The organism is Streptomyces siamensis (genome assembly GCF_039543605.1).
In the GTDB taxonomy this organism is placed as follows: Bacteria; Actinomycetota; Actinomycetes; order Streptomycetales; family Streptomycetaceae; genus Streptomyces; species Streptomyces siamensis.
The window spans coordinates 47,454-66,436 of record NZ_BAABKB010000021.1; the positions used below are offsets into that span (position 1 = coordinate 47,454).

12 protein-coding genes and 1 pseudogene are annotated in these 18,983 nt (G+C 71.2%); 5 read left to right on the top strand and 8 right to left on the bottom strand.

From position 1 onward, the window contains the following. Positions 1 to 53: 53 nt before the first annotated feature. A complete protein-coding gene (locus ABEB03_RS24685; protein ID WP_345654742.1) occupies positions 54 to 626 on the bottom strand; it encodes a TetR/AcrR family transcriptional regulator in 573 nt (190 codons plus the stop codon). Between the two features lie 302 nt (positions 627 to 928). Continuing rightward, positions 929 to 1,381 carry a MarR family winged helix-turn-helix transcriptional regulator gene (locus ABEB03_RS24690; RefSeq protein ID WP_345653449.1) on the bottom strand — a complete coding sequence of 151 codons (453 nt, stop codon included), beginning with the start codon at positions 1,379 to 1,381 and terminating at the stop codon, positions 929 to 931. 195 nt (positions 1,382 to 1,576) lie between these two features. Here ABEB03_RS24690 and ABEB03_RS24695 point away from each other — a divergent pair, with 195 nt between their 5' ends. After that, complete coding sequence (locus ABEB03_RS24695; protein WP_345653452.1) at positions 1,577 to 2,629, top strand: hypothetical protein; 1,053 nt, start codon at positions 1,577 to 1,579, stop codon at positions 2,627 to 2,629. 242 nt (positions 2,630 to 2,871) lie between these two features. Next, positions 2,872 to 3,452: pseudogene (locus ABEB03_RS24700) on the top strand (TetR/AcrR family transcriptional regulator). A gap of 52 nt (positions 3,453 to 3,504) precedes the next feature. Here the strand turns inward: ABEB03_RS24700 and ABEB03_RS24705 are convergent. From ABEB03_RS24705 to ABEB03_RS24715, 3 genes are all read right to left on the bottom strand, one after another. Beyond that, a complete protein-coding gene (locus ABEB03_RS24705) occupies positions 3,505 to 4,497 on the bottom strand; it encodes a helix-turn-helix domain-containing protein (protein WP_345653455.1) in 993 nt (330 codons plus the stop codon). A 159-nt stretch (positions 4,498 to 4,656) separates the two neighbouring features. After that, on the bottom strand, positions 4,657 to 8,478 hold the full coding sequence (locus tag ABEB03_RS24710; RefSeq protein ID WP_345653458.1) for a S8 family serine peptidase: 3,822 nt from the start codon (positions 8,476 to 8,478) through the stop codon (positions 4,657 to 4,659). 478 nt (positions 8,479 to 8,956) lie between these two features. Next, a complete protein-coding gene (locus tag ABEB03_RS24715) occupies positions 8,957 to 9,415 on the bottom strand; it encodes a MarR family winged helix-turn-helix transcriptional regulator (RefSeq protein ID WP_345653461.1) in 459 nt (152 codons plus the stop codon). A gap of 713 nt (positions 9,416 to 10,128) precedes the next feature. Here ABEB03_RS24715 and ABEB03_RS24720 point away from each other — a divergent pair. Continuing rightward, complete coding sequence (locus tag ABEB03_RS24720; protein ID WP_345653464.1) at positions 10,129 to 13,881, top strand: S8 family serine peptidase; 3,753 nt, start codon at positions 10,129 to 10,131, stop codon at positions 13,879 to 13,881. Between the two features lie 173 nt (positions 13,882 to 14,054). Here ABEB03_RS24720 and ABEB03_RS24725 read toward each other — a convergent pair whose 3' ends face one another. From ABEB03_RS24725 to ABEB03_RS24735, 3 genes are all read right to left on the bottom strand, one after another. After that, entirely contained in the window at positions 14,055 to 15,347 is a 1,293-nt protein-coding gene (locus tag ABEB03_RS24725) for an amidohydrolase family protein (RefSeq protein ID WP_345653467.1), read from the bottom strand. Positions 15,348 to 15,400: 53 nt separating this feature from the next. Beyond that, a complete protein-coding gene (locus tag ABEB03_RS24730; protein ID WP_345653469.1) occupies positions 15,401 to 16,672 on the bottom strand; it encodes an amidohydrolase family protein in 1,272 nt (423 codons plus the stop codon). 135 nt (positions 16,673 to 16,807) lie between these two features. After that, complete coding sequence (locus ABEB03_RS24735; RefSeq protein ID WP_345653471.1) at positions 16,808 to 17,512, bottom strand: GntR family transcriptional regulator; 705 nt, start codon at positions 17,510 to 17,512, stop codon at positions 16,808 to 16,810. A gap of 264 nt (positions 17,513 to 17,776) precedes the next feature. Here ABEB03_RS24735 and ABEB03_RS24740 point away from each other — a divergent pair, with 264 nt between their 5' ends. Further along, on the top strand, positions 17,777 to 18,205 hold the full coding sequence (locus tag ABEB03_RS24740; RefSeq protein ID WP_345653474.1) for an ATP-binding protein: 429 nt from the start codon (positions 17,777 to 17,779) through the stop codon (positions 18,203 to 18,205). Positions 18,206 to 18,416: 211 nt separating this feature from the next. Continuing rightward, on the top strand, positions 18,417 to 18,872 hold the full coding sequence (locus ABEB03_RS24745; RefSeq protein ID WP_345653477.1) for a carboxymuconolactone decarboxylase family protein: 456 nt from the start codon (positions 18,417 to 18,419) through the stop codon (positions 18,870 to 18,872). The last annotated feature ends 111 nt before the right edge of the window (positions 18,873 to 18,983 follow it).

Genomic DNA, 18,983 nt, shown 5'->3' on the forward strand with positions numbered 1-18,983 from the left:
TCACGCCGGTCTGCGGGTGTTGGCGGACGGGACGTCCTGCGAGAGGGGTCCCGTCAGCGAAGGATCACGCCGAACACGATGGTGAAGAACGTCTCGAACGGCTTGGCCGAGCGTTCCGTGCGGGCCGAGATCAACGCTCCCTCCCACGAGGCGAGTACGAAGCCGGCCAGGGTGGAGGAGTCGAGGGCCTTGGACACATCGCCCGCCCTCTGGGCGTCGGTGATGGCATGCGCGAGCGCTCCGGCCCAGGCTTCGAAGCTCTTGCGGGTCGACGTGCGCAGGGCCTCGCTGTGGTCGGCCACCTCGATCGCGAGATCCCCGACCAGGCAACCGCGGCTGAAATCGGCGTCGATGTTCTCGTCACGCAGGAACTCGAAATGCCGCCGCAGCCTGGTCAGAGGTGGCACCGCGGGGTCAAGCAGGCTGTCCAGCCCGCGGGTCGCCCCGTACCGCTCAAGAGCGACGACCGCCAGGGCCTCCTTGCTCTTGAAGTGATTGTAGAAAGACCCCTTGGGGGCGCCGGCCGCATCGGTGATGTCCTTCACGCCCGTCGCCGCATAGCCGCGGCCGTGGAACTGTTCGACGGCGGCGGCGATGAGGTTCTCGCGCAGACTCGGCCTGGCCATCGGCAAGCCTCCTGGTCATTCAAAGCGGGCGATCGTCTTAGAGGCTATCACCGGGCCGCCGGCGACCTGAGCCTGTCGCCCGTACCGCCTCGCCGTACGGCAGGCCTCATGTGCGGGTCCGGGCGGGCGTCGGCGGCGCATCGCTGACGCGTCGAAGGCGCGGTTTCGATACGGAGCGGACGAATCGCCACTGAAGCAAGACGACCGGTCACGCGGGGTAGCGATTCGGCTGAGCCGGCCGCGGCCGGGACGAGGCGGCGCGGCCGCGGGTGCCGTCCCGGCGCCGCCCGGGTGGCCGTCCGCTACTCGGCCCAGGGCTCGAATCCGGTGTCGCGGACGGCTTCGAGGGCGCCGCGCAGCCGGGCCGCCTCGTCCTGGCCGAAGCTCTCCTCGAACTGACGCTGTACGGCTCGCCACAGGGGCAGTGCCGTCTTCATGCGGTCCAGGCCGGCCGGCGTGATGGCGGCGATCCGTGCGCGCCGGTCGGCCGCCGACGTCTCGACGGTCACGAGGCCTTCGCGGGCGAGTGGCTTCAGATTGGAGGCCATGGTCGTGCGGTCCATGGCGATCGCCTCGGCGAGGCTGGTGATCGTCATCTCCCCCTCCGAGGCGAGCCGTTGCAGGATGCTGAACTGCGTCGCGCGAAGACCGGCGGGGGCCAGGGCCTTGTCGTAGGTCGCGCCGAGGTAGCGGGCGGCCTTCCGCAGGGCCAGGTTGTTGCACAAGTCGCCGGGGTTCACTGGTGCGGTGCTCATGGTCTCCTCCGAAGCTGTCCGGTCCATGATACGAGGAGATACTCATAAGTGCGACAGGCTCGGCGTTCGTCGACCCGGGGGGGAGGATGTACCGGCCGGTCTTGCGATCCAGCCATTAGGAGCATATGCTCCTAATGGTGTCGCGGTGTCATCCGGATCGTCCCGCGAGCCTCGCCCTCACAGGAAAGCATCCCCATGGAAACGTCCCCCGGATCCGCTCCCGCGAGTGAGCCGACCTCGTACGCCGCTGCCGAGGCCCCCACCTCACGGTCCCATCGGGCCGCAGGCCGGCCGCCGGTCAGAGCCTGGCTTCAGCCGGCACTCATCGCCCTGGTCGTCGTGGCCGCCTTCGTCAGCTGCTATGTCGGCCTGCAACGTGATCCCCAGCCCCACCGTGTCCCTCTCGCCGTCAGCGGCCCCGGCCTCTCGCACGAGATACGTCAGGCCCTCGGCGACTCCGTCGACGTGCACCCGATGGCCGACGCGCCGGCGGCGCGTGACGCCGTGCAGCGTCATGACGTCGTCGCCGCGCTCAGCGCCGACGGCCCGGACCGTCTGCGTCTGGAGATCGCCGGAGCCGCGGGGACGTCCACCACCTCCGCGGTGAAGAGCCTCGTCGGCGCCTACGCCCATGGAGCGGGCCGGCACGTCGTCACCGAGGACGTCGTCCCGCTGACCCGGTTCGACGCCCGCGGGCTGGCCGGCTTCTACATGGCGTTCGGCGTGACCCTGGCGGGCTTCGTCCTCGGCTCGAACGCACTTGTCCTGGCGAACGTCCTTCATCTGCGGCATCGGTTCTGGCTGCTGGGCGGCGCCTCCCTCGCCATCGGCACCGTCGCCGCGATCATCGCGGGACCCGTCATGGGTGCCGTGCCGGCTCCGCTGCTCCCGCTGACGGCCACGCTCACCCTGCTGGCGGCCGCCGCCGCCTTCACCACCAAGCTCCTCGGCACCTACCTCGGTCCGATCGGTGTGCCCGTCTCCACCCTGCTGCTGCTCACCGTGGGCAACGCCACGAGCGGCGCCAGTGTCGGCGCCGATCTGCTGCCCTCCGCGGCCCACGCCGTCTCCGCGTTGCTGCCCCCCGGCGCGGCCGTCCGTACCATCACCGACCTGAGCTACTTCAACGGCTCCCACGCGGCAGTGCCCGTGATCACCCTCGCCCTCTGGGCCGGTGTCGCCGCGGTCCTGCTCGCGTTGCGTCCCCGTATGACCCGTCGGCGCACCTCCGGCACCGCGCCGGCCTGAGACGGTCGAAGAGCGGCCCGCCGGGGCCCCGGATCCGGCGAAGGACACGTATTCCGCCGACGAACGGCTCGTCCGGTGGTGCCTGTGAGCCGCAGTGCCCCGGCCGGACGGTCGGCGGTCGGTCGTCAGGCCGGCGAGTGTCCGGCCGGGGGCGAGGTGAGGGAGTGGGTCCCGGATCGCATACGGTCCGTCCAGGCACCGACTTCTGGGCGCCGACTTCCAGCGATGCCGAGGAGCGCGACATGAACACCACCACGCCTGTGGAGCGTCGAGTGGCCCGGCCGCGCGCCGATGCCCTGCGCAACCGGGAGCGGATCGTCGCGGTCGCCCGCGAGATGTTCGTCGAGTCCGGTTCCGGGGTGCCGTTCGACGAGATCGCGCGCCGGGCCGGTGTCGGCAACGCCACGGTGTACCGCAACTTCCCCGACCGCGACGCCCTCGCCCGCGAGGTCGTCTGCGCGGTGATGGACCGCACCTCGGAGTGGGTCGAGCGGGCGCTCGCCGAGGGCGGCGACGCCNCTGCCTGTTGTTCTCCGAGGGTTTCGACCACACCCAACCCGACCTGATCGCCGCGCGCGATCGGTTCACCGACCTCGTCACGGTGCTGATGTCGCGCGCCCGTGAGGCCGGACAACTGCGCCCCGACGTCGAGTTCGGCGACCTGATGATCGCGCTCGGCCAGCTCAGCCGGCCGCTGCCCGGCATCGCCTGCCAGGGCATCGACCGCTTCGTGCACCGGCACCTCCAGCTGTTCCTGGACGGCATGCGGACCCCGGCCGGCTCCGTACTGCCCGGAGTGGCCGCCACCATGGGGGACTTGTGACGACGGTGTCCCGCCGACGAGTGCGATCGGCCCGTCCGGCGGACTCTCCCGGCTACAGCCAGCCGCGGCGCGCCGCCTGCCAGGCGAGCTGCATACGGGTCGCGGCGCCGGCGAGGGTCATCATGTGCTGGATGTGACGCTGGACCGTGCGGCGGTTCAGACCCATCTGGCTGGCGATGGCCTTGTCGGCGATGCCCGCGACGAGGAGGGAGAGCAACTTGCGGTCGGTCTCCGACAAAGGGGCCGTGTCGTTGGTGTCGTCGACGGTGCCGGAACTGCTGACGTGCAGCGGTACCGCGTCCTCCCAGTAGCGCTCGAACAGGGCCGTCAGCGCGTCCAGCAGGCTGCTCTCGCGCAGCAGGGCCGCCGTGGGTTCGCCGGGACTGCCCTGCGGGCCGCCCGGCACCAGGGGGCAGATGGCCATCCTCCGGTCGGCGACGGCGAGTCGCAGCGGGAGGTGGGGGACGGAGCGCGCGATCTCACCTGCGCGGACCCCCTCGATAACGTTGTCAATGGCTCTTTCGTCGTCGAAGAAGGCCCGCTCGTACAGAACGCGATAGCGGACCCCTCGCGCGAGCGCGTCGAACTCGGCGCGATTGCTCCCCGACGGCATGGCGACGTACTGGGCCTTGCAGAACCAGAGCATCTCGTGGCGTGCGTTGTCCTGGAGTTGGCGCAGGTGCTGGCGCAGCGCGCCCGCGCCGGTGATGACTTCGATGAGCTGCCCCGCGTCCTGTCGGCGTCGGGTGCTGCGGTAGGTCTCCAGCAGGTCGGTGACCGCGGAGCGGGCCTGGTCGAGCGCGTCGGCGTTGCGTTGCAGCCGTGGCAGCAGGGCCACATCGGGCGGTGACGCGGTGAAGTGACGTGGCTGCCGGTCGGTGGGACTGGCGAGACCCTTGGTGGCGAGCGCCGCGAGGATGCCCTGGGCCTGGCCGGGCGTCAGTCCGGTCTGTGAGGCGATCTCGTCGGACGAGGCGGTGGTGGTGGTGATCAGGAGGCGGTAGACGGTCTCCTCGACCGTCGTGAGGCCGGCTGCCTCGAGCATGCGGGTTCCTCCTGGCCGAGCCGGGTTCGCACACAGGTGTGGACCACGTCGATCATTGAGGGCAGAACTATAGGGGCTGCTGCGCAGTGTGCGGTGGGTGCCGTAGCCACGTACTCCGGCACCCACCGCACATTCAGGAAGGACGACCCGCCGCCGGGATCACCGTGCGCCGGGGTGCAGGAAGGCGCGGTCCACGGTCTGCCGGACGGTGTGGCCGACCGCGTCCTGCGCCGTCACACGCAGCGTCACGTACGCGTCCGCGTGCACGCGGGCCGGGCGCTGCACGACGGCGGTGAAACCATTGCCCTTGCGGGCCGTGGTCGCCGCGGTGTCCCAGGTCCGCCCGTCGTCGTAGGACGTCTCGACCTTCAGCGTCACCCCACGGGGTGCCGCCATGCCGTCCTGCATGCGGACGGTCAGGCCGAGTTGCTGCTTGCGGGCCCGGCTCACCGCGTTCCGGGCGTCGACCGGTACGGAGTAGTCGACCTGGAGCAGCGGCAGCAGGGACTTCTGGGCGGCCGTCTCCGAGCGGAACGTCCACGACGTACGGGTGGACGGGCCGAAGCTCCAGTCGTCCGAGTCGCGGCCGGTGGCCAGGTCGAGCCGGTACTCGGCGCTGCCCGCGGGCACTTCGACGTCACCCCACGCGCCGTAGTCGGACTCGGCGATCCGCTGTCCGTTGCGGTACCAGGTCGCCGTGGCCGTGTCGGGTCGGCCGAGACCACCGAAGGGGGGATCCTCGGCGTACGCGTAGTGGGTCGCGCCGGAGTCGGTGAACTCGGGAACGAACACCGAGAGCGTGTTGCCCTCGCGTACCGACGGCCAGGCCGCACCGCGCGGGATCGACGGACGGACCGGCCCCGCGAACCACCGCTCCGTCGCACGCTGCCCGGGGCGGTAGGTGTGGGGTGTGTCCCGCATGCCGACCCGCAGGGGCTCGTCGGGTTCGTCGGCGACCTTGTGGCGCACGGTGTGGCTCCACAGAGTGTCCCCGCTGCTGACGTACTCGACGCGTTCCCCGCCCACCGGAACGTAGCGGCTGTACTGGTTCCAGGCGGTTTCCTGGTACGGCCGCCAGGCGAAGCGCTGCTCGCTCGCCCACTCCGAGGCGCCGGTGCGGGTGTACGTGGCGTCGACCTCGGCGGTGTTGCGCTCGGAGACGGTGTGGACCAGGTTCTTGGGGATGGAGCCGTTGGAGACCTGCATCACGTCGTAGAGGTAGGGGCTGCGCACCGTACCGGAGAAGTCCACCGTCGTGGTGCCCTTCTCGACCCGCTTCAGCAGAGCCGCACCGTCGTCGAAGGAGACGCGGACGGCGGGCACCGCCGTCCGTACGCCGTTCGGCCGCCACCGCGTCCAGGAGGGTTCGTGCTCCGGCCACACCAGCAGCAGCGCCTTGGCCCCCTCAGCCGCCGCGGCCTGCGCGAGAGCCCGGGTGTCGTCGGCGATGGACTGGACACGTACGACGGCCAGTTCGCCGCTCGTGCCACGGAAGCGGGGCTCCGCCGATGTACCGGCGTCCACGGCGGTCAGGTGTGCGCCGCGATCGTCGAAGACGGCGGAGTCCTGCTCGTAGTAGGGGCTGAGCCCCAGTCGCCCGCGGGAGACCTGCGCCCGCAGTCGGGGAGCCACCATCTGCCAGCGCGAGTGGAACTCGAAGGTGCCGTCGGTGACCGGGGCGACGGTGCTGACGTACAGACGCTTCACCTCGTCGAACATCATGTGGCCCTGGATCAGGCCACGACCGTCGATCCGGCGGTACAACATGTCGCTGAGGATGCCCTGCTGCTCGGCGGGGCGAGGCGTACGGATCTTCACCTCGGTGACGTCGGCCGCGTTCAGCGTCACCGTCATGTCCTTGGTGACCTTCACCTCGGGGTTGACGATCTCGCCCGCTTCGATCCCGTCGGCGGCCCGGTCGTAGAAGCCGGAGTTGACGCTGTAAGTGCCCTCCTCGACGACGGCGACACCCGCGGCTCTGTCCGTGTAGTCGACGAATCCGTTGCCGAAGTCGGTGGCACCCCAGATGTTCGGCAGCGCGTCCGGAACGACCCGGCCGTCGCGGCCCCGGTACACCACGGTCAGCCGGTGCTGCTTGCCGCGCACCAGCAGGGACAGCGTGGTGTGGGCCAGCACGGTGCCGTCGGACGACGTGGCGGTGACGTAGCCGTAGTACACGCCGCGCGTGGCGTTCGCCGCGTCGATCCGCAGCGGCACATCGGTCGTGGCACCGGGCGCCAGCTCCACCGAGTCGGAGCCGGGACTGACCACCCCGTCGGCGAGAGCGCGCCCGAAGTCGGTCGCCAGCTTGACCGCCAGCGTGACCTTCAGCGGACGGTCACCGGTGTTGGTGTAGTGCACCGTGGCCGTCTGCTGCCGCCCCGCCGCACGGGCCTCGACCGTCGGCAGGATCAGGGAACCGGTGGCGGTCACCGGACCCATGGCCGTGGCCAGGTCGATGCGGCCGCCGCCCTGCTCCGTCACCTTGGTGCCGGACACCGTGCGCGACGTGCTGATCAGGGCGTCCTTCAGCTGCTGGGCGCCCCAGCCCGGGTGTTGCTGGGCGAGCAGGGCGGCGGCACCGGCGACGTGCGGGGTCGCCATCGACGTGCCCGACGCGGCGGTGTAGTTCGCGTCGAACGGCTTGCCCATGCTCGTCCCCGACGCCCGGGCGGCGACGATGTCGACACCGGGGGCGGTCACGTCGGGCTTCGCCGCTCCGTCGCCGGGGCGGGGGCCGCGGCTGGAGAACGGCGCGAGGGAGTCGTCGCGGTCGACGGCGCCCACGGTCAGCGCGGCGTCGGCCGCGCCCGGGGAGCCGACCGTACTCGGCCCGGACTCGCCCGCGTTGCCCGCCGCGACGACGAAGAGGGTGTCGGTGGAGGCGGTCAGGGTGTTCACGGCCTGACTCATGGGATCGGTGCCGTCGGTCGCGCCGTCCGAACCCAGGCTCATGTTGACGACCTTGGCGTGCTGGGCGGTCGCCCACTCCATGCCGTCGATGACCGCCGACTCGCTGCCGTAGCCGTCGTCCCCCAGCACCTTGCCGACCAGCAGGTCGCTTCGCGGCGCGACACCGCGCCGGGTTCCCGAGGACGCGGCGCCCGTGCCGCCGACGATCGAGGCGACGTGTGTGCCGTGACCGAAGACGTCGTTCGTGCCGGCGCTGCCGGAGAAGTTCTTCACGTCCGCGATGCGCCCGGCAAGGTCGGGATGGTCGGCGTCGACACCGGTGTCGAGCACGGCCACCTTGACACCCTGGCCCTCGTAGCCCGCCTTCCATGCGGTGGGGGCGTTGATCTGAGCCGTGCTGCGGTCCAGCACGGCCTTGACCCTGCCGTCCAGGGAGACGCGGGGTGTGACCGCGGCACGGGAGACGTCCGTGGTCCCGTTCGTGGTCAGCGTCTTCCAGAATCCGCCGAGATCGGCACCGGCGACGTGCAGCGACCGGGCGTCGATGCTGCTGAGATCACGGGCGGTGGTCTTGGGCGCCTTGTACGCCACCAGCCGGTCGGCGGTGGCCGCGGCCGTTCGCGTCGCCCGCGCGGCACCCTTGGTCGCGTCCGGCGACGGCTCGGAGGAGACGATCAGCGGGAGCGTGCGCGAATGGGCCACGTCGTAGCCCTCCGCGATGAGGGCGGTCACATCGAACAGCCGACGGTCCAGCGTGCCCGCCGTCACCAGCGCCTCGGCGTCGGAGGGCAGCACCGTCAGTGCTTTGTCGTCCCCCTCGAGAGTCCGGAAGGAGATGTGCTCGCGCCCGGAGCCGGGCTGCACCGATGCGGTACGGCGACCACCGGGCAGCGAGGTCACGGTCACGCGGTCGCCGGTCAGCAGTCGCACCGTGGCGGAAACCGCCCGGTCCGCGTCGGTGAACCCCGCCGCGTCCTTCGGGCCGGGTTCGGCCGAGACGGGCGACACACCTCCGATCGTCACCACCAGTACGGTCGATATCGCCGCCGGCAGGCGGATCCATGCCATCTGTAGAGCACCTTTCGTACAGCGTCAGGTCATGCGCCGTACGAAAGAATCGGGTCGGGGCACAGGGCATGTCACCGGTATCACCTGCCGCAGATGTGACATGTCCCAAGGGCGACACGGGCAGCCCGTGACGCCTGCGCGAGGCCACGCCCAGGGCCTGGCCGGGGACGCTCAAGGGCTGCGGGGAGGGCCGGAATTGAGGGATGGCGGGACTGTGGTTCAGGGACCGGACCGGTACGGTCCACGCCCTCGACGCAGAGCGCCACGGGCAGCGGCGGAGCCACGGCAGAGTACTCGGCCACGTGTGGTGGGCCGGGGAGAGGGCCTGCCGTAGGCGTGAACTCGAGCCGGACGGCGGCCCGTTGAAAGAATCGACGCTTGATGCACGCGGTGGCATTCCGCGGAGTGACCGTGCGCCACGTGTGAGGCACCGAGCCGGACCTGAGCCGCGTCGGGCGTCGGCCTATGCGCGGATACGTCAGTGATCGGGCGCGATGCGCCTCAGGACCTTCGCGGCCGCGGCCACGTCGCACCCCTCCAGGTGGGAGAAGACATGTCGCCGCACGCTGGCGAGGTTGGTGGGCCACGCCTGCTTCAGCCGTGTCCATCCGGGGCTCGTCAGCACGGCGAGCAGTGCCCGTCCGTCCTCCGGCGACTTCACCCGCATGACCAGCGACTGGCTCTCCAGTCGGTTCACCACCCTGGTCATGCCGCTGAGCGAGAGCCCGCAGGCGGTGGCCAGCTCGCTCATGCGCATCTGGTTGTCCGGGGCCTCGGAGAGATGGACCAGCACCATGTACTCCGTGCCGGAGATGTCCTGCTCGGCGAGCATGTCGGCGTCGACGATGCGGGGCAGGAGCGCCATGACCCTCCCCAGAGCCCGGAGGAATGCCTCCTCGTCGGGGTTGAGGGGCTCGATCGTCGTCGCCTTTGCCATGAGCTCAGTGTAAGTGGCCGGACCGGGGGCGGATCCCGTGGCTTCGACGGGTCGATCATGCCGGGAGGGGCCCGTCCGGTCGGTGATCGATGAGCCGGCGGGGACGGGCCGGACCGCCGGGGCCGACCGGTCCGTGGCCCGTCGGGATCTTGGGCGGGGCTCCTCGCCGCGCCCTGGTCCGGGTGTGCGTCGGAACGCGGGCCGGCGACTCGCCCGCTGCCGGGTGTCCGCCCCGCAAGGCGGACGGACCGTGCGGACCCCGGCGCTGCGAGGATCCCGGGGAAGCCGTCGCCGAGAGCGCGCGGACGGCGCGGACCACCGGGGTACGACCGCGCCGGCCCCGACGACGGCAGCTGGGCGACGCCGACCCGGCTCCTTGTGGCCGAGCTGTCGCGTGGCCCTGTTCCCTGTCCAACAGGTCTGACGCAGAGGTGACTTGTCGCAGGTTGGACAGGCGAAAGTGCCGACGTCCGCGCCGGGGGAGTTCAAGGTGGGACTCCGCGGCGGGCGGCAGCGCGCGGTGCGTCGTGACGCATCCGCGGGGAGCAGGCACGCCTCGCGGGCCGTGGCCGACGACCGCCGGTGGTCGATCGCCGGCCATGGGTCGGTGGCGATCGGTCGTCGCCGGTCGTCGGCCATGTGCTCGGTTCCGTCGCAGTTGTGACGTCATGTCACGCAGAGAGCGTTCCAGTCCCGTCGACTCAAGGAACTGCATGCCATCCATACTCACCCGCAGACGGGGGCTCGCAGCTGCCGCCCTCGCGTTGGCCATGCTGACCGCGCCGCCTCTCGTGTCCGCCTCGGGCACCCCGCGGACCGGTCCGACCGAACGAACCCCGGCCGGCGACGCGGCAACACGTCAGCCCACCTCACGTACCGTCACCCTGGTGACCGGTGACAAGGTGACCGTGAACACCGCAGCCGACGGCAAGGTCACCCGGTCCGTGCAGGGTCCGGACGGCCGGCGCACCGGATTCGCCGTCCACGAGGTCGGCAAGGACACCTATGTGTATCCCAACGCGGCGGTGCCGTACCTTGCCGCCGGGCAGCTGGACAAGGAGCTCTTCAACGTCACCGGACTGCTGGCGGACGGGTACGGGGACGCGCAGCGCAGCACTCTGCCTCTGATCGTGACGTACACCGACGCGGCCGTCCGTGCGCGTGCGGCGGCTGTGCCCACCGGCGCCACCAGGACCCGCGCACTGAACAGCATCCGGGGCGCGGCACTGTCGCAGCAGCGGGCCAAGGCGGGCGCCTTCTGGTCCGCCCTCACCGGCGGGAACGCGTCGGCCACCGGCCGAGGGACCGCGACCGAACCACGACTGAGCAGCGGTATCGCGAAGGTGTGGCTGGACGGGAAGGTCAAGGCAGACCTGTCCGACACGACGGCGCAGATCGGGGCGCCCGAGGCGTGGGCCGGCGGCAACACCGGCCAGGGCGTGGACGTGGCGGTGCTGGACACGGGTGTCGACACCCGCCATCCGGACCTGGTGGGACAGGTGAGCGAGAGCACGAGCTTCGTGCCGGACCAGGACGTCGAGGACCGCAATGGTCACGGCACCCACGTGGCCTCGACCATCGCCGGCACCGGCGCGGCCTCCGACGGCAAGGAGCGGGGCGTCGCTCCCGGCGCGCGCCTGCACATCGGCAAGGTCCTCGACGACAACGGCAACGGCCAGGAGTCCTGGGTGCTCGCCGGCATGGAATGGGCCGCCCGCGAGCAGCACGCCAAGGTCATCAGCATGAGCCTCGGGGCCGGTCCGACGGACGGACACGACCCGCTGAGCCAGGCGGTCGACGAGCTCAGCGCCGAGACGGGTGCGCTGTTCACGATCGCGGCCGGCAACAGCGGCAAGTACACCGTCTCGACGCCGAGCGTCGCCGACGCAGCGCTCTCGGTCGGCGCGGTGGACGGTTCCGACCGGCTCGCCGACTTCTCCGGCACCGGACCGCGCCAGGGCGATGCCGGTCTGAAGCCCGAACTGACCGCGCCGGGTGTCGACGTCCTCGCGGCCCGCTCCCAGTACACCTCGGAGGGCACCGGCTCCTACCAGACGATGAGCGGGACCTCCATGGCCACCCCGCACGTCGCGGGTGCCGCCGCGCTGCTGGCCCGGGCACACCCGGACTGGAGCGGGAAGCAGCTGAAGGACGGGTTGGTCAGCACCACCAAGACGACACCCGAGTACACCCCGTACGAGGCCGGCAGCGGTCGCCTGGACGCTGCCGCCGCCGTGAAGGGCACCGTGTTCGCCTCCGGCAGCGTCTTCGGCGGCTACCGCGACGCGTCGACACCGGCCGGCGGCACGAGCGGGAAGACCGAGAAGAAGGTGACGTACACCAACACCGGCGACCGTCCCGTCACCCTCGACCTGGATGTCCGGGCTCCCGGTGCGGCCACCGGCGCGTTCACACTGTCCGCCCGGCAGATCACCCTTCCGCCCAACGGCACCGGCACGGTCGACCTGATCACCGACTTCGACCTGGTGAAGGCCGACACGGTCACCTCGGGGCAGATCCTCGCCACCGACGGGTCCGGTGCGCTCGTCGCCCACACCATCACCGGCGCCTACAAGATGGGGGCGCGCTACACGATCACGGTCAACGGCAAGGACCGCAGCGGTCGCCCCATGGGCGGCGCCGTGTGGCTGACGGGCGAACGCTTCGCGCTGCCTCTGGTGCTGGACGACTCCGGTACGGGCACCGTGACCCTGCCCGGAGGCACGTACGCCGTCGAGCTGGTGGCCGACGTCGAGGGCGTCCATGGATCGCACTCCAAGGGTCTGGCTGTCCTGACGCGTCCCGAGGTCGTCCTCGACAAGAACGTCACGGTGGACCTGGACGCCTCCAAGGCCAGACAGGTGACTGTCCGGACTCCTCAGGCGGCCACCCCGGCTTTGACCCGACTCGACTTCTACCGGTACTTCGACGAGGAGCACGCCTACCGCAGCGAGTACGTGCCGGACCAGTCCTACGACAGTTCCTGGGTCCTGCCCGGCAAGGAAGTCACCAAGGGCACCTACGAGTTCGGCGTCGCCGCACGTCTGGAACAGCCCGCACTGACGATCGCCGCCGGGAAGCACACCTACGACGACCTGCGCGTCCGCCGCGCACACGTCCCCCTCAAGAAGGGCGGGCACACCTACGGCGCCGTCTTCGCCGGGGAGGGCGGCACCGACGCCTACCGCGGTCTCGACGCCAAGGGCAGGACCGTCGTGGTCCGGCGCAACGACTCCGTGGCACTCGAGGAGCAGGCCGACAACGCGGCCAAGGCCGGCGCGACCGTACTGCTGGTGGTCAACGACGGTGACGGACGGCTGGCTCCGTGGAGGGACGACGCCTACTTGGTCACGGAGATTCCCGCTCCCCTGACGGTGGCCACTCTCACCGCGGACGAGGGCGACGACCTGATCGCCCGCATCAAGCGGGGCAGGACGACACTGCGGGTCACATCGAACCCGACCACCGAGTACGTCTACGACATCGCACACCACCAGAGCGGCGTCCCCGCGGACCCCTCGTACCGCCCGCGGCGCGCCGACCTGAACCGGGTCGAGGTCTCCTTCCGCAACAACCACCAGGCCCGGGCCATGGAGATCCGTGTCGCCGTCTGGCACGACGACTACATGACCGTCCCGCTGCCCACTCCGGCCCAGGGGAAGCGCACCGACTGGGTGTCCGCCGGCACGGTCTGGCACGAGGAGGCCTTCGTCAACCGGGAGCTCCAGATCTCCAACGACACCTTCAAGCGCTACCCGCGCGGAACGACCTCCCACCTGGAGTACTTCGGGCCGATCCAGCGGCCGCGGATGAACAGCCACTACATGCCGCTGCGCTCGGGCAACACGGTGGGGGCGACGATCCCGGGCTGGAGTGACTCGGAGCCCGGACACGCCGGCACCACCTTCGGCAACGCGGAGGTCCAGGACCGGGTCAAGATCTACCAGGGCGACACCCTGATCAGGGCCTCGGACACCAACACCATCGGCAGCCCGCGGTTCCCCCTCGTCCTGGCTCCCGAGAAGCTGCGGTACCGCCTGGTGTCCGACAACGCGCGAGGCAACTGGACGAACGACTACTCCACCACCACCAGCACCGAGTGGGGCTTCACCTCCCAGGAGACCGCTGCCGACACCGTCGAAGTCCTGCCGCTGATCCAGCTCGACTACGCGGTCACCGGCATGGACGCCTCCGGCAGGAGCGGCCGTCGCAGCGACATCACCGTCACGCCCACACACCTCGCCGGAGCCCCCGGCTCCGACACCATCAAGACCGTGAGCGTGGACATCTCCTACGACGACGGCTCCAGCTGGCGGCACGCGACGCTGCGTCACACCGAGCGGGGCTGGTGCACCGAGCTGAACGCACCCGCCAAGGCGCGGTTCGTGACGCTGCGCACCAGCGCGAGCGACACCCAGGGCAACACCGTCAAGCAGCGGATCACCCGGGCCTTCGGCCTGAAGTGATGGCCACCCCGGTCGGGAGTCCCTGACCGGCAAGGGGCGGGGCCGCGTCGAGCGGTCCCGCCCCGAGTGTCCGGCGCGCACCCCGGCCCGTGCCGAAGACACACAGGGCGGTCAACAGGACGCCACAGTCATGACGTCGGCCGGGCGCCCAAGTCATGCCGACGGTGTGGCGTCTACACCAACTCACCCTTTCTGGCGACCACTTGACCGCCGTGGACCACCATGTCGCGCTGCGGCATGTCCACCACGACCTGAGGGACGCACTCACCGCGCACCAGGACGAAGTCCGCGGGGGCGCCCGGCTCGAAGTCGGCGTGCGGCAGGCCCATCACATCGGCGCCGCCATGGGCGCCCACCGTGTAGCAGGAGGTCAGTTCGTCGTCGAGGCGGACGTCGGTGACCCAGCCGAGGATGTGCGCCCGGTGCAGCATGTCGGCGTCGCCGAACGGGCTCCAGGAGTCACGGACGCCGTCCGAGCCCAGACCGACCCGCACACCGTGTTCCTTGAGCCGGGTGATGGGCAGGACCAGGGACTCGTTCGGGGCGACCGTCGTCAGGGCGATGTCCAGGTCGGCCAGATCCGCTGCCGTCGCGTCGAGTTCGGACGCACCGAGGAACGGCAGGCAGAAGACGTGACTGACCGTCACCTTCCCGCGCAGGGACAGGGCCCGGGTCCGGTCGATGATCCCGCGCAGGACCCGCGTGCCCTTCTCGTCGCGGTCGTGGAGGTGGATGTCGATGCCGACGCCATAGCGGTCCGCGAGGCGGAAGACCAGGTCGAGCTGCTCGTCGAGCGCGTGGTCGAAGCTGATCGGATCGATGCCCCCGATCATGTCGACGGCGCCGCTGCGCGCCGCCTCCTCCAGCAGCTTCGCCGTGCCGGGGGTACGGATCACCCCGTGCTGGGGGAAGGCCACGATCTGCACGTCGAGCGCGTCGGCGAGGCGGTCCCGTGCCTCGGCCACTCCTTCGACGCCGGCCAGGCCGTACGCGGGTGCCACGTCGGCGTGCGCCCGCATCGCCCGGGTGCCGCGTGTCACCGCGTGGGCCATGAGACCGTAGGCGCGCTCGCCCACCGGCCGACGCTGTGCGTGGTACAGCTCGACGTCCTGCTCGCAGTACTCGGCGATGCTCCCGGCCGGCCTGCGGGAGACCCAACTCCCGCCCCAGCTCGTCTTGTCGGGGTGGATGTGCGCGTCCACGAGCGAGGGCAGCGCGATGCGGCCGCCGCCGTCCACCACCTTGGCGCCCTTCGGCGCGGGGGCGTCCGATATCCGTCCGTCGACGACGGTCAGGTCCACGGGTTGCTTCGCGCCGAGGGGACGTACATTGCGGAAGACCACGGCCTTCTTGGGGTGCTGGGCCTCCCGGGATTCTGCCTGCGCGGCCGTCACGGTGAGCGCGGTGCCGCCGAGCGAGGCGGCACCCGCGAGGACGCCGCGCCGGGAAAGGGGAGGAGGAGTCATGCCGAGTTCTCCTTGAGCTGGGGACGTGCCGGGGGAGGGGGAGGAGGGGGAAGTCACAGGGCGACACCCGAACGCACCACGCGCAGTGGTGACTTGAGGACGGAGACGTCGGCGAGCGGGTCCCCGGACAACAGCAGGACGTCGCCCGCGTGGCCGCGTGCGAGGCGGCCCGCCGTGCCGTCCAGGCCCAGCAGACGGGCGGCACCGGTCGTCGCGGTACGGATCGCGTCGAGCGCCGGCAGGCCGGCCGCGCGCATCAACTCGACCTCCCGGCCGATGGGATCGATGCTGCCGCCGGAGGAGTCGGTGCCGGCGGCGAGCGGAACACCGAGCTCGTGCGCCGCGAGGACGGCCCGCTCGAGGACCGGCAGGAAGGTCCGGCCGCGCTCGGCGAGCACGGGGTCCGACGTCTCGGCGAGGCCGGCGATGGCGGTGAGAGTGGGGGTGAAGTACGTTCCCCTGCGCCGCATTTCGTGCAGTGTGCGTTCGCCGACGAACACGCCGTGCTCCAGCGAACGGATACCCGCCGTGACCGCGTCGTGGCAGCCCTTCTCGCTGTAGCTGTGGCACAGCACGCCCTTGCCGCCACGGCGGGCCGCGGCCACCACCTCGGACAGCTGCGCGTGCGAGTAGACCTGGGTGAGCGGGTCCTGATCGGCCAGTCCCGCACGCTCGTTGACTCGTGTCTTGACGACGTCGACGCCGCGCGCCAGGTTCACCGAGACGACACGGCGCAGTGCCTCCGCGGACCGCACACCGTCCTTGAGGCGGACCAGCGGAGTGAGGTCCGGATCGGCGAGGACGGTGTCGCCGAGGTCGGGCGTCACGAAGACGCCGGCGGCCTTCAGACGGGGCGCGTGCCGCGGCGCCTGGCGGGCCAACTCCCTTACGGCGATGTCCTGGTAGAAGTTCGTGGAACCGCTGCGCGCACTGGTGGCGCCCTGGCGTACCGCGTCGCGGGCCTCGGCGGCGGTGTTGAGGTGGATGTGGGCGTCGATCAGACCGGGCAGCACCCACCGGCCGTGCGCGTCCAGACGGTGGGCGTCGGCCGGTATGTCGACCCGGTCGCGGGGACCTGCGGCACGCACCACGCCGTCCCGGATCACGACGATCGCGTCCTCGGTGACGTCGCCGGTCGCAGGGTCGAGCAGCGTGCCGCCCTCGACGACCAGGTCACCGGTGCGGGCCGGGCGGCGGGCCGGGCCGGCGGCGGTCGCCGTGCCGGATGCCAGCGCGGTCGCCGTGCCCGCGAGGGCGGCGGAGGCGGCGAGCACACCGCGGCGGGTCAGTCGGCCGGGCGGTGGCGGAGCGGGCTCGACGCACATGGGACTCCTTGGGGCGAGGAGGGCTACGGGTCCGACCGTTTGTATACCAAGACGAAGTGCTCCACAAGATCGCATGCATTATGGGCAGCGGGAATGAAAGGTTATGTGGTAATTGCGAAGCTGATCTCGGCGCGCCTACTGGCTTCTGGTATACAAAGCGGTGTCGCCGAAGAGAGATTTCAGCGCCACCACGCGACTGTCCCGCACGTGCAGGAGCGTGCTGGCGGCGGCCGCCTCCTCGTCGCCCGCCGCGATGTGCCGGAAGATCTCCGCATGCTGGGCGCGCATGTGCGCCGGCTCCTCACGCAGTCCGAACAGCAGCTGCAACTGCCAGCTGAGCTGTTCCATCGTGCGGCCCAGCAGCGGATTGCCGCTCAGCGCCACGATCCCGTCGTGGAAGGCCGTGTGCTCGGCGACCTCCCGGGTCCCCTCGTCCACCGCGGCCGCCTGCTCGGCCCGTTCGAGGGACTCCCGCAGCGCGGAAAGACCGGGCGGCTCCGTGCCGTCCCCGCACCCGGCGACGGCACGGGCGGCGAGCCGCGACGCCTGCACGGCGAGCGGCTCCCACACCTCGTACAGACAGCGCACGTCGGCCCGCTCCAGACTGCGCACCCGCACGCCGCTGTGCGGCATCAGTTCGAGCAGGCCCTCGGCGACCAGCGCGCGCAGCGCCTCGCGCACCGGCACGCGGGACATGCGCAGCTCCTCGGCCACCTCGCGCTCCACGAGGCGGGCGCCCATCGGGTAACGGCGGTCGACGATGCGCAGGCGCACCGCCTCGCGCGCCTGCGCGCTCAGCGAGGCACGCCCCTGTCCTTTTGCCGCGTCACTGCCCGTCACCTGCAACCGTCCTTCACTCGTCGTGCCCCGGGCGAGGATATGACCACCTTCCGCGGCACCCGTTGCAGGCCGCTGCCCGACAGGGTGTCCCCCGCCCCCCGGGCCACCATGGAACCCGCGGGTACGGCGCGGGTCCCGCGGCTGCGGCGAGGGGCGAGGCCGCGTCGCATCGAGGACGTCTGCCTCCGCGGGCACCGGGTACACGTGCTCTGTGCGGAGATGGATCCGTGCCGGCGGTGGCACGAGGACGACAAGGGGAGTGACGTGGCAGTCAAGGCGATGGGCTGGGCACACTCGTTCCCCATGGCGCAGGGAGTGCGGGCCGGACGGCAGTGGACACGCGACCATCTCGCGTCGCTGCCCTGGGCGGCGGACGAACCGGACACGGCGGACGCGATCGTCCTGGCCGTCTCCGAGCTGCTCACCAACGCCCACATCCATGCCCACAGCGACGCGAGTCTCGTCCTGACCTGGGACGGCGAGTGCCTCCATGTCAGCGTCCACGACGAGGACCCCACCCTGCCCCGACAGCGTGAACCGGAGCCGGGTGAGACGTCGGGACGCGGCGTGGGCATCGTGCGCGCTCTGGCCGACGACCTGGGTACGACCTGCCAACGACGCGGCAAGACCGTGACCGCGTGCTTCCGCCCGTCCGGTCCGTGGCAGCGGGACGCCGACGAGGGCGATCGCTGACGGCTCGGGCGGCAGCCGCGTCGCTGCTCGCCGCCCCGATCGAGCGTGCCCGTCCCACTCCCGCAGAAGTCCCCCGAGCCAAGTCTCCCCAGGTGAGGGGTGTTTCGGCTGTCCCACGGTGTCCCACCGGCGTCGTCATGGCGTGCCGCTCGGGCTGTGATGGAGTCACGCCCCGAGGGAACGGGGCACCACCGATAAGGGGAGAGTCGAGATGCAGTCTCGTATGCAGAACCCGGCCGTCGTCCTGTCCGACGCGATGCAGCCGATCCAGGCGCTGCTGAAGGCCGCGCACGGGGGCGGGGTGGACGCGCAGACGCTGGAGCTGGTGCATCTGCGGGTCAGCCAGATCAACGGGTGCAGTGCCTGCGTGGACGGCGGTACGAAGACGGCCCGCAAGGCGGGGGTCGGCGACGAGCGGCTGGCCACGGTCGTGGCCTGGCGCGAGACCCCGTACTTCAGCGAGGAGGAGCGGGCGGCGCTCGCTTTGGCGGAGGCCGCGACGCGGCTGGCGGACCGTCCCGACGCGGTCGGCGACGAGATCTGGGACGCGGCGGCGAGCTACTTCGACGAGAAGCAACTCGCCTCGATCATCCTGATGATCGGCGTCACCAACCTGTTCAACCGGCTCAACGCCACCACCCGCCAGATCGCCGGCGCCTGGGGATGAACGGGCCCGGTCCCGGGCGGCGGACACACATCCACCGCCCGGGGCGCCCCGCAGGGTGCAAGCACCGCTCCGCCACCGGCACATGAGCCGTCGCGCGAGCAGAAGCACCTG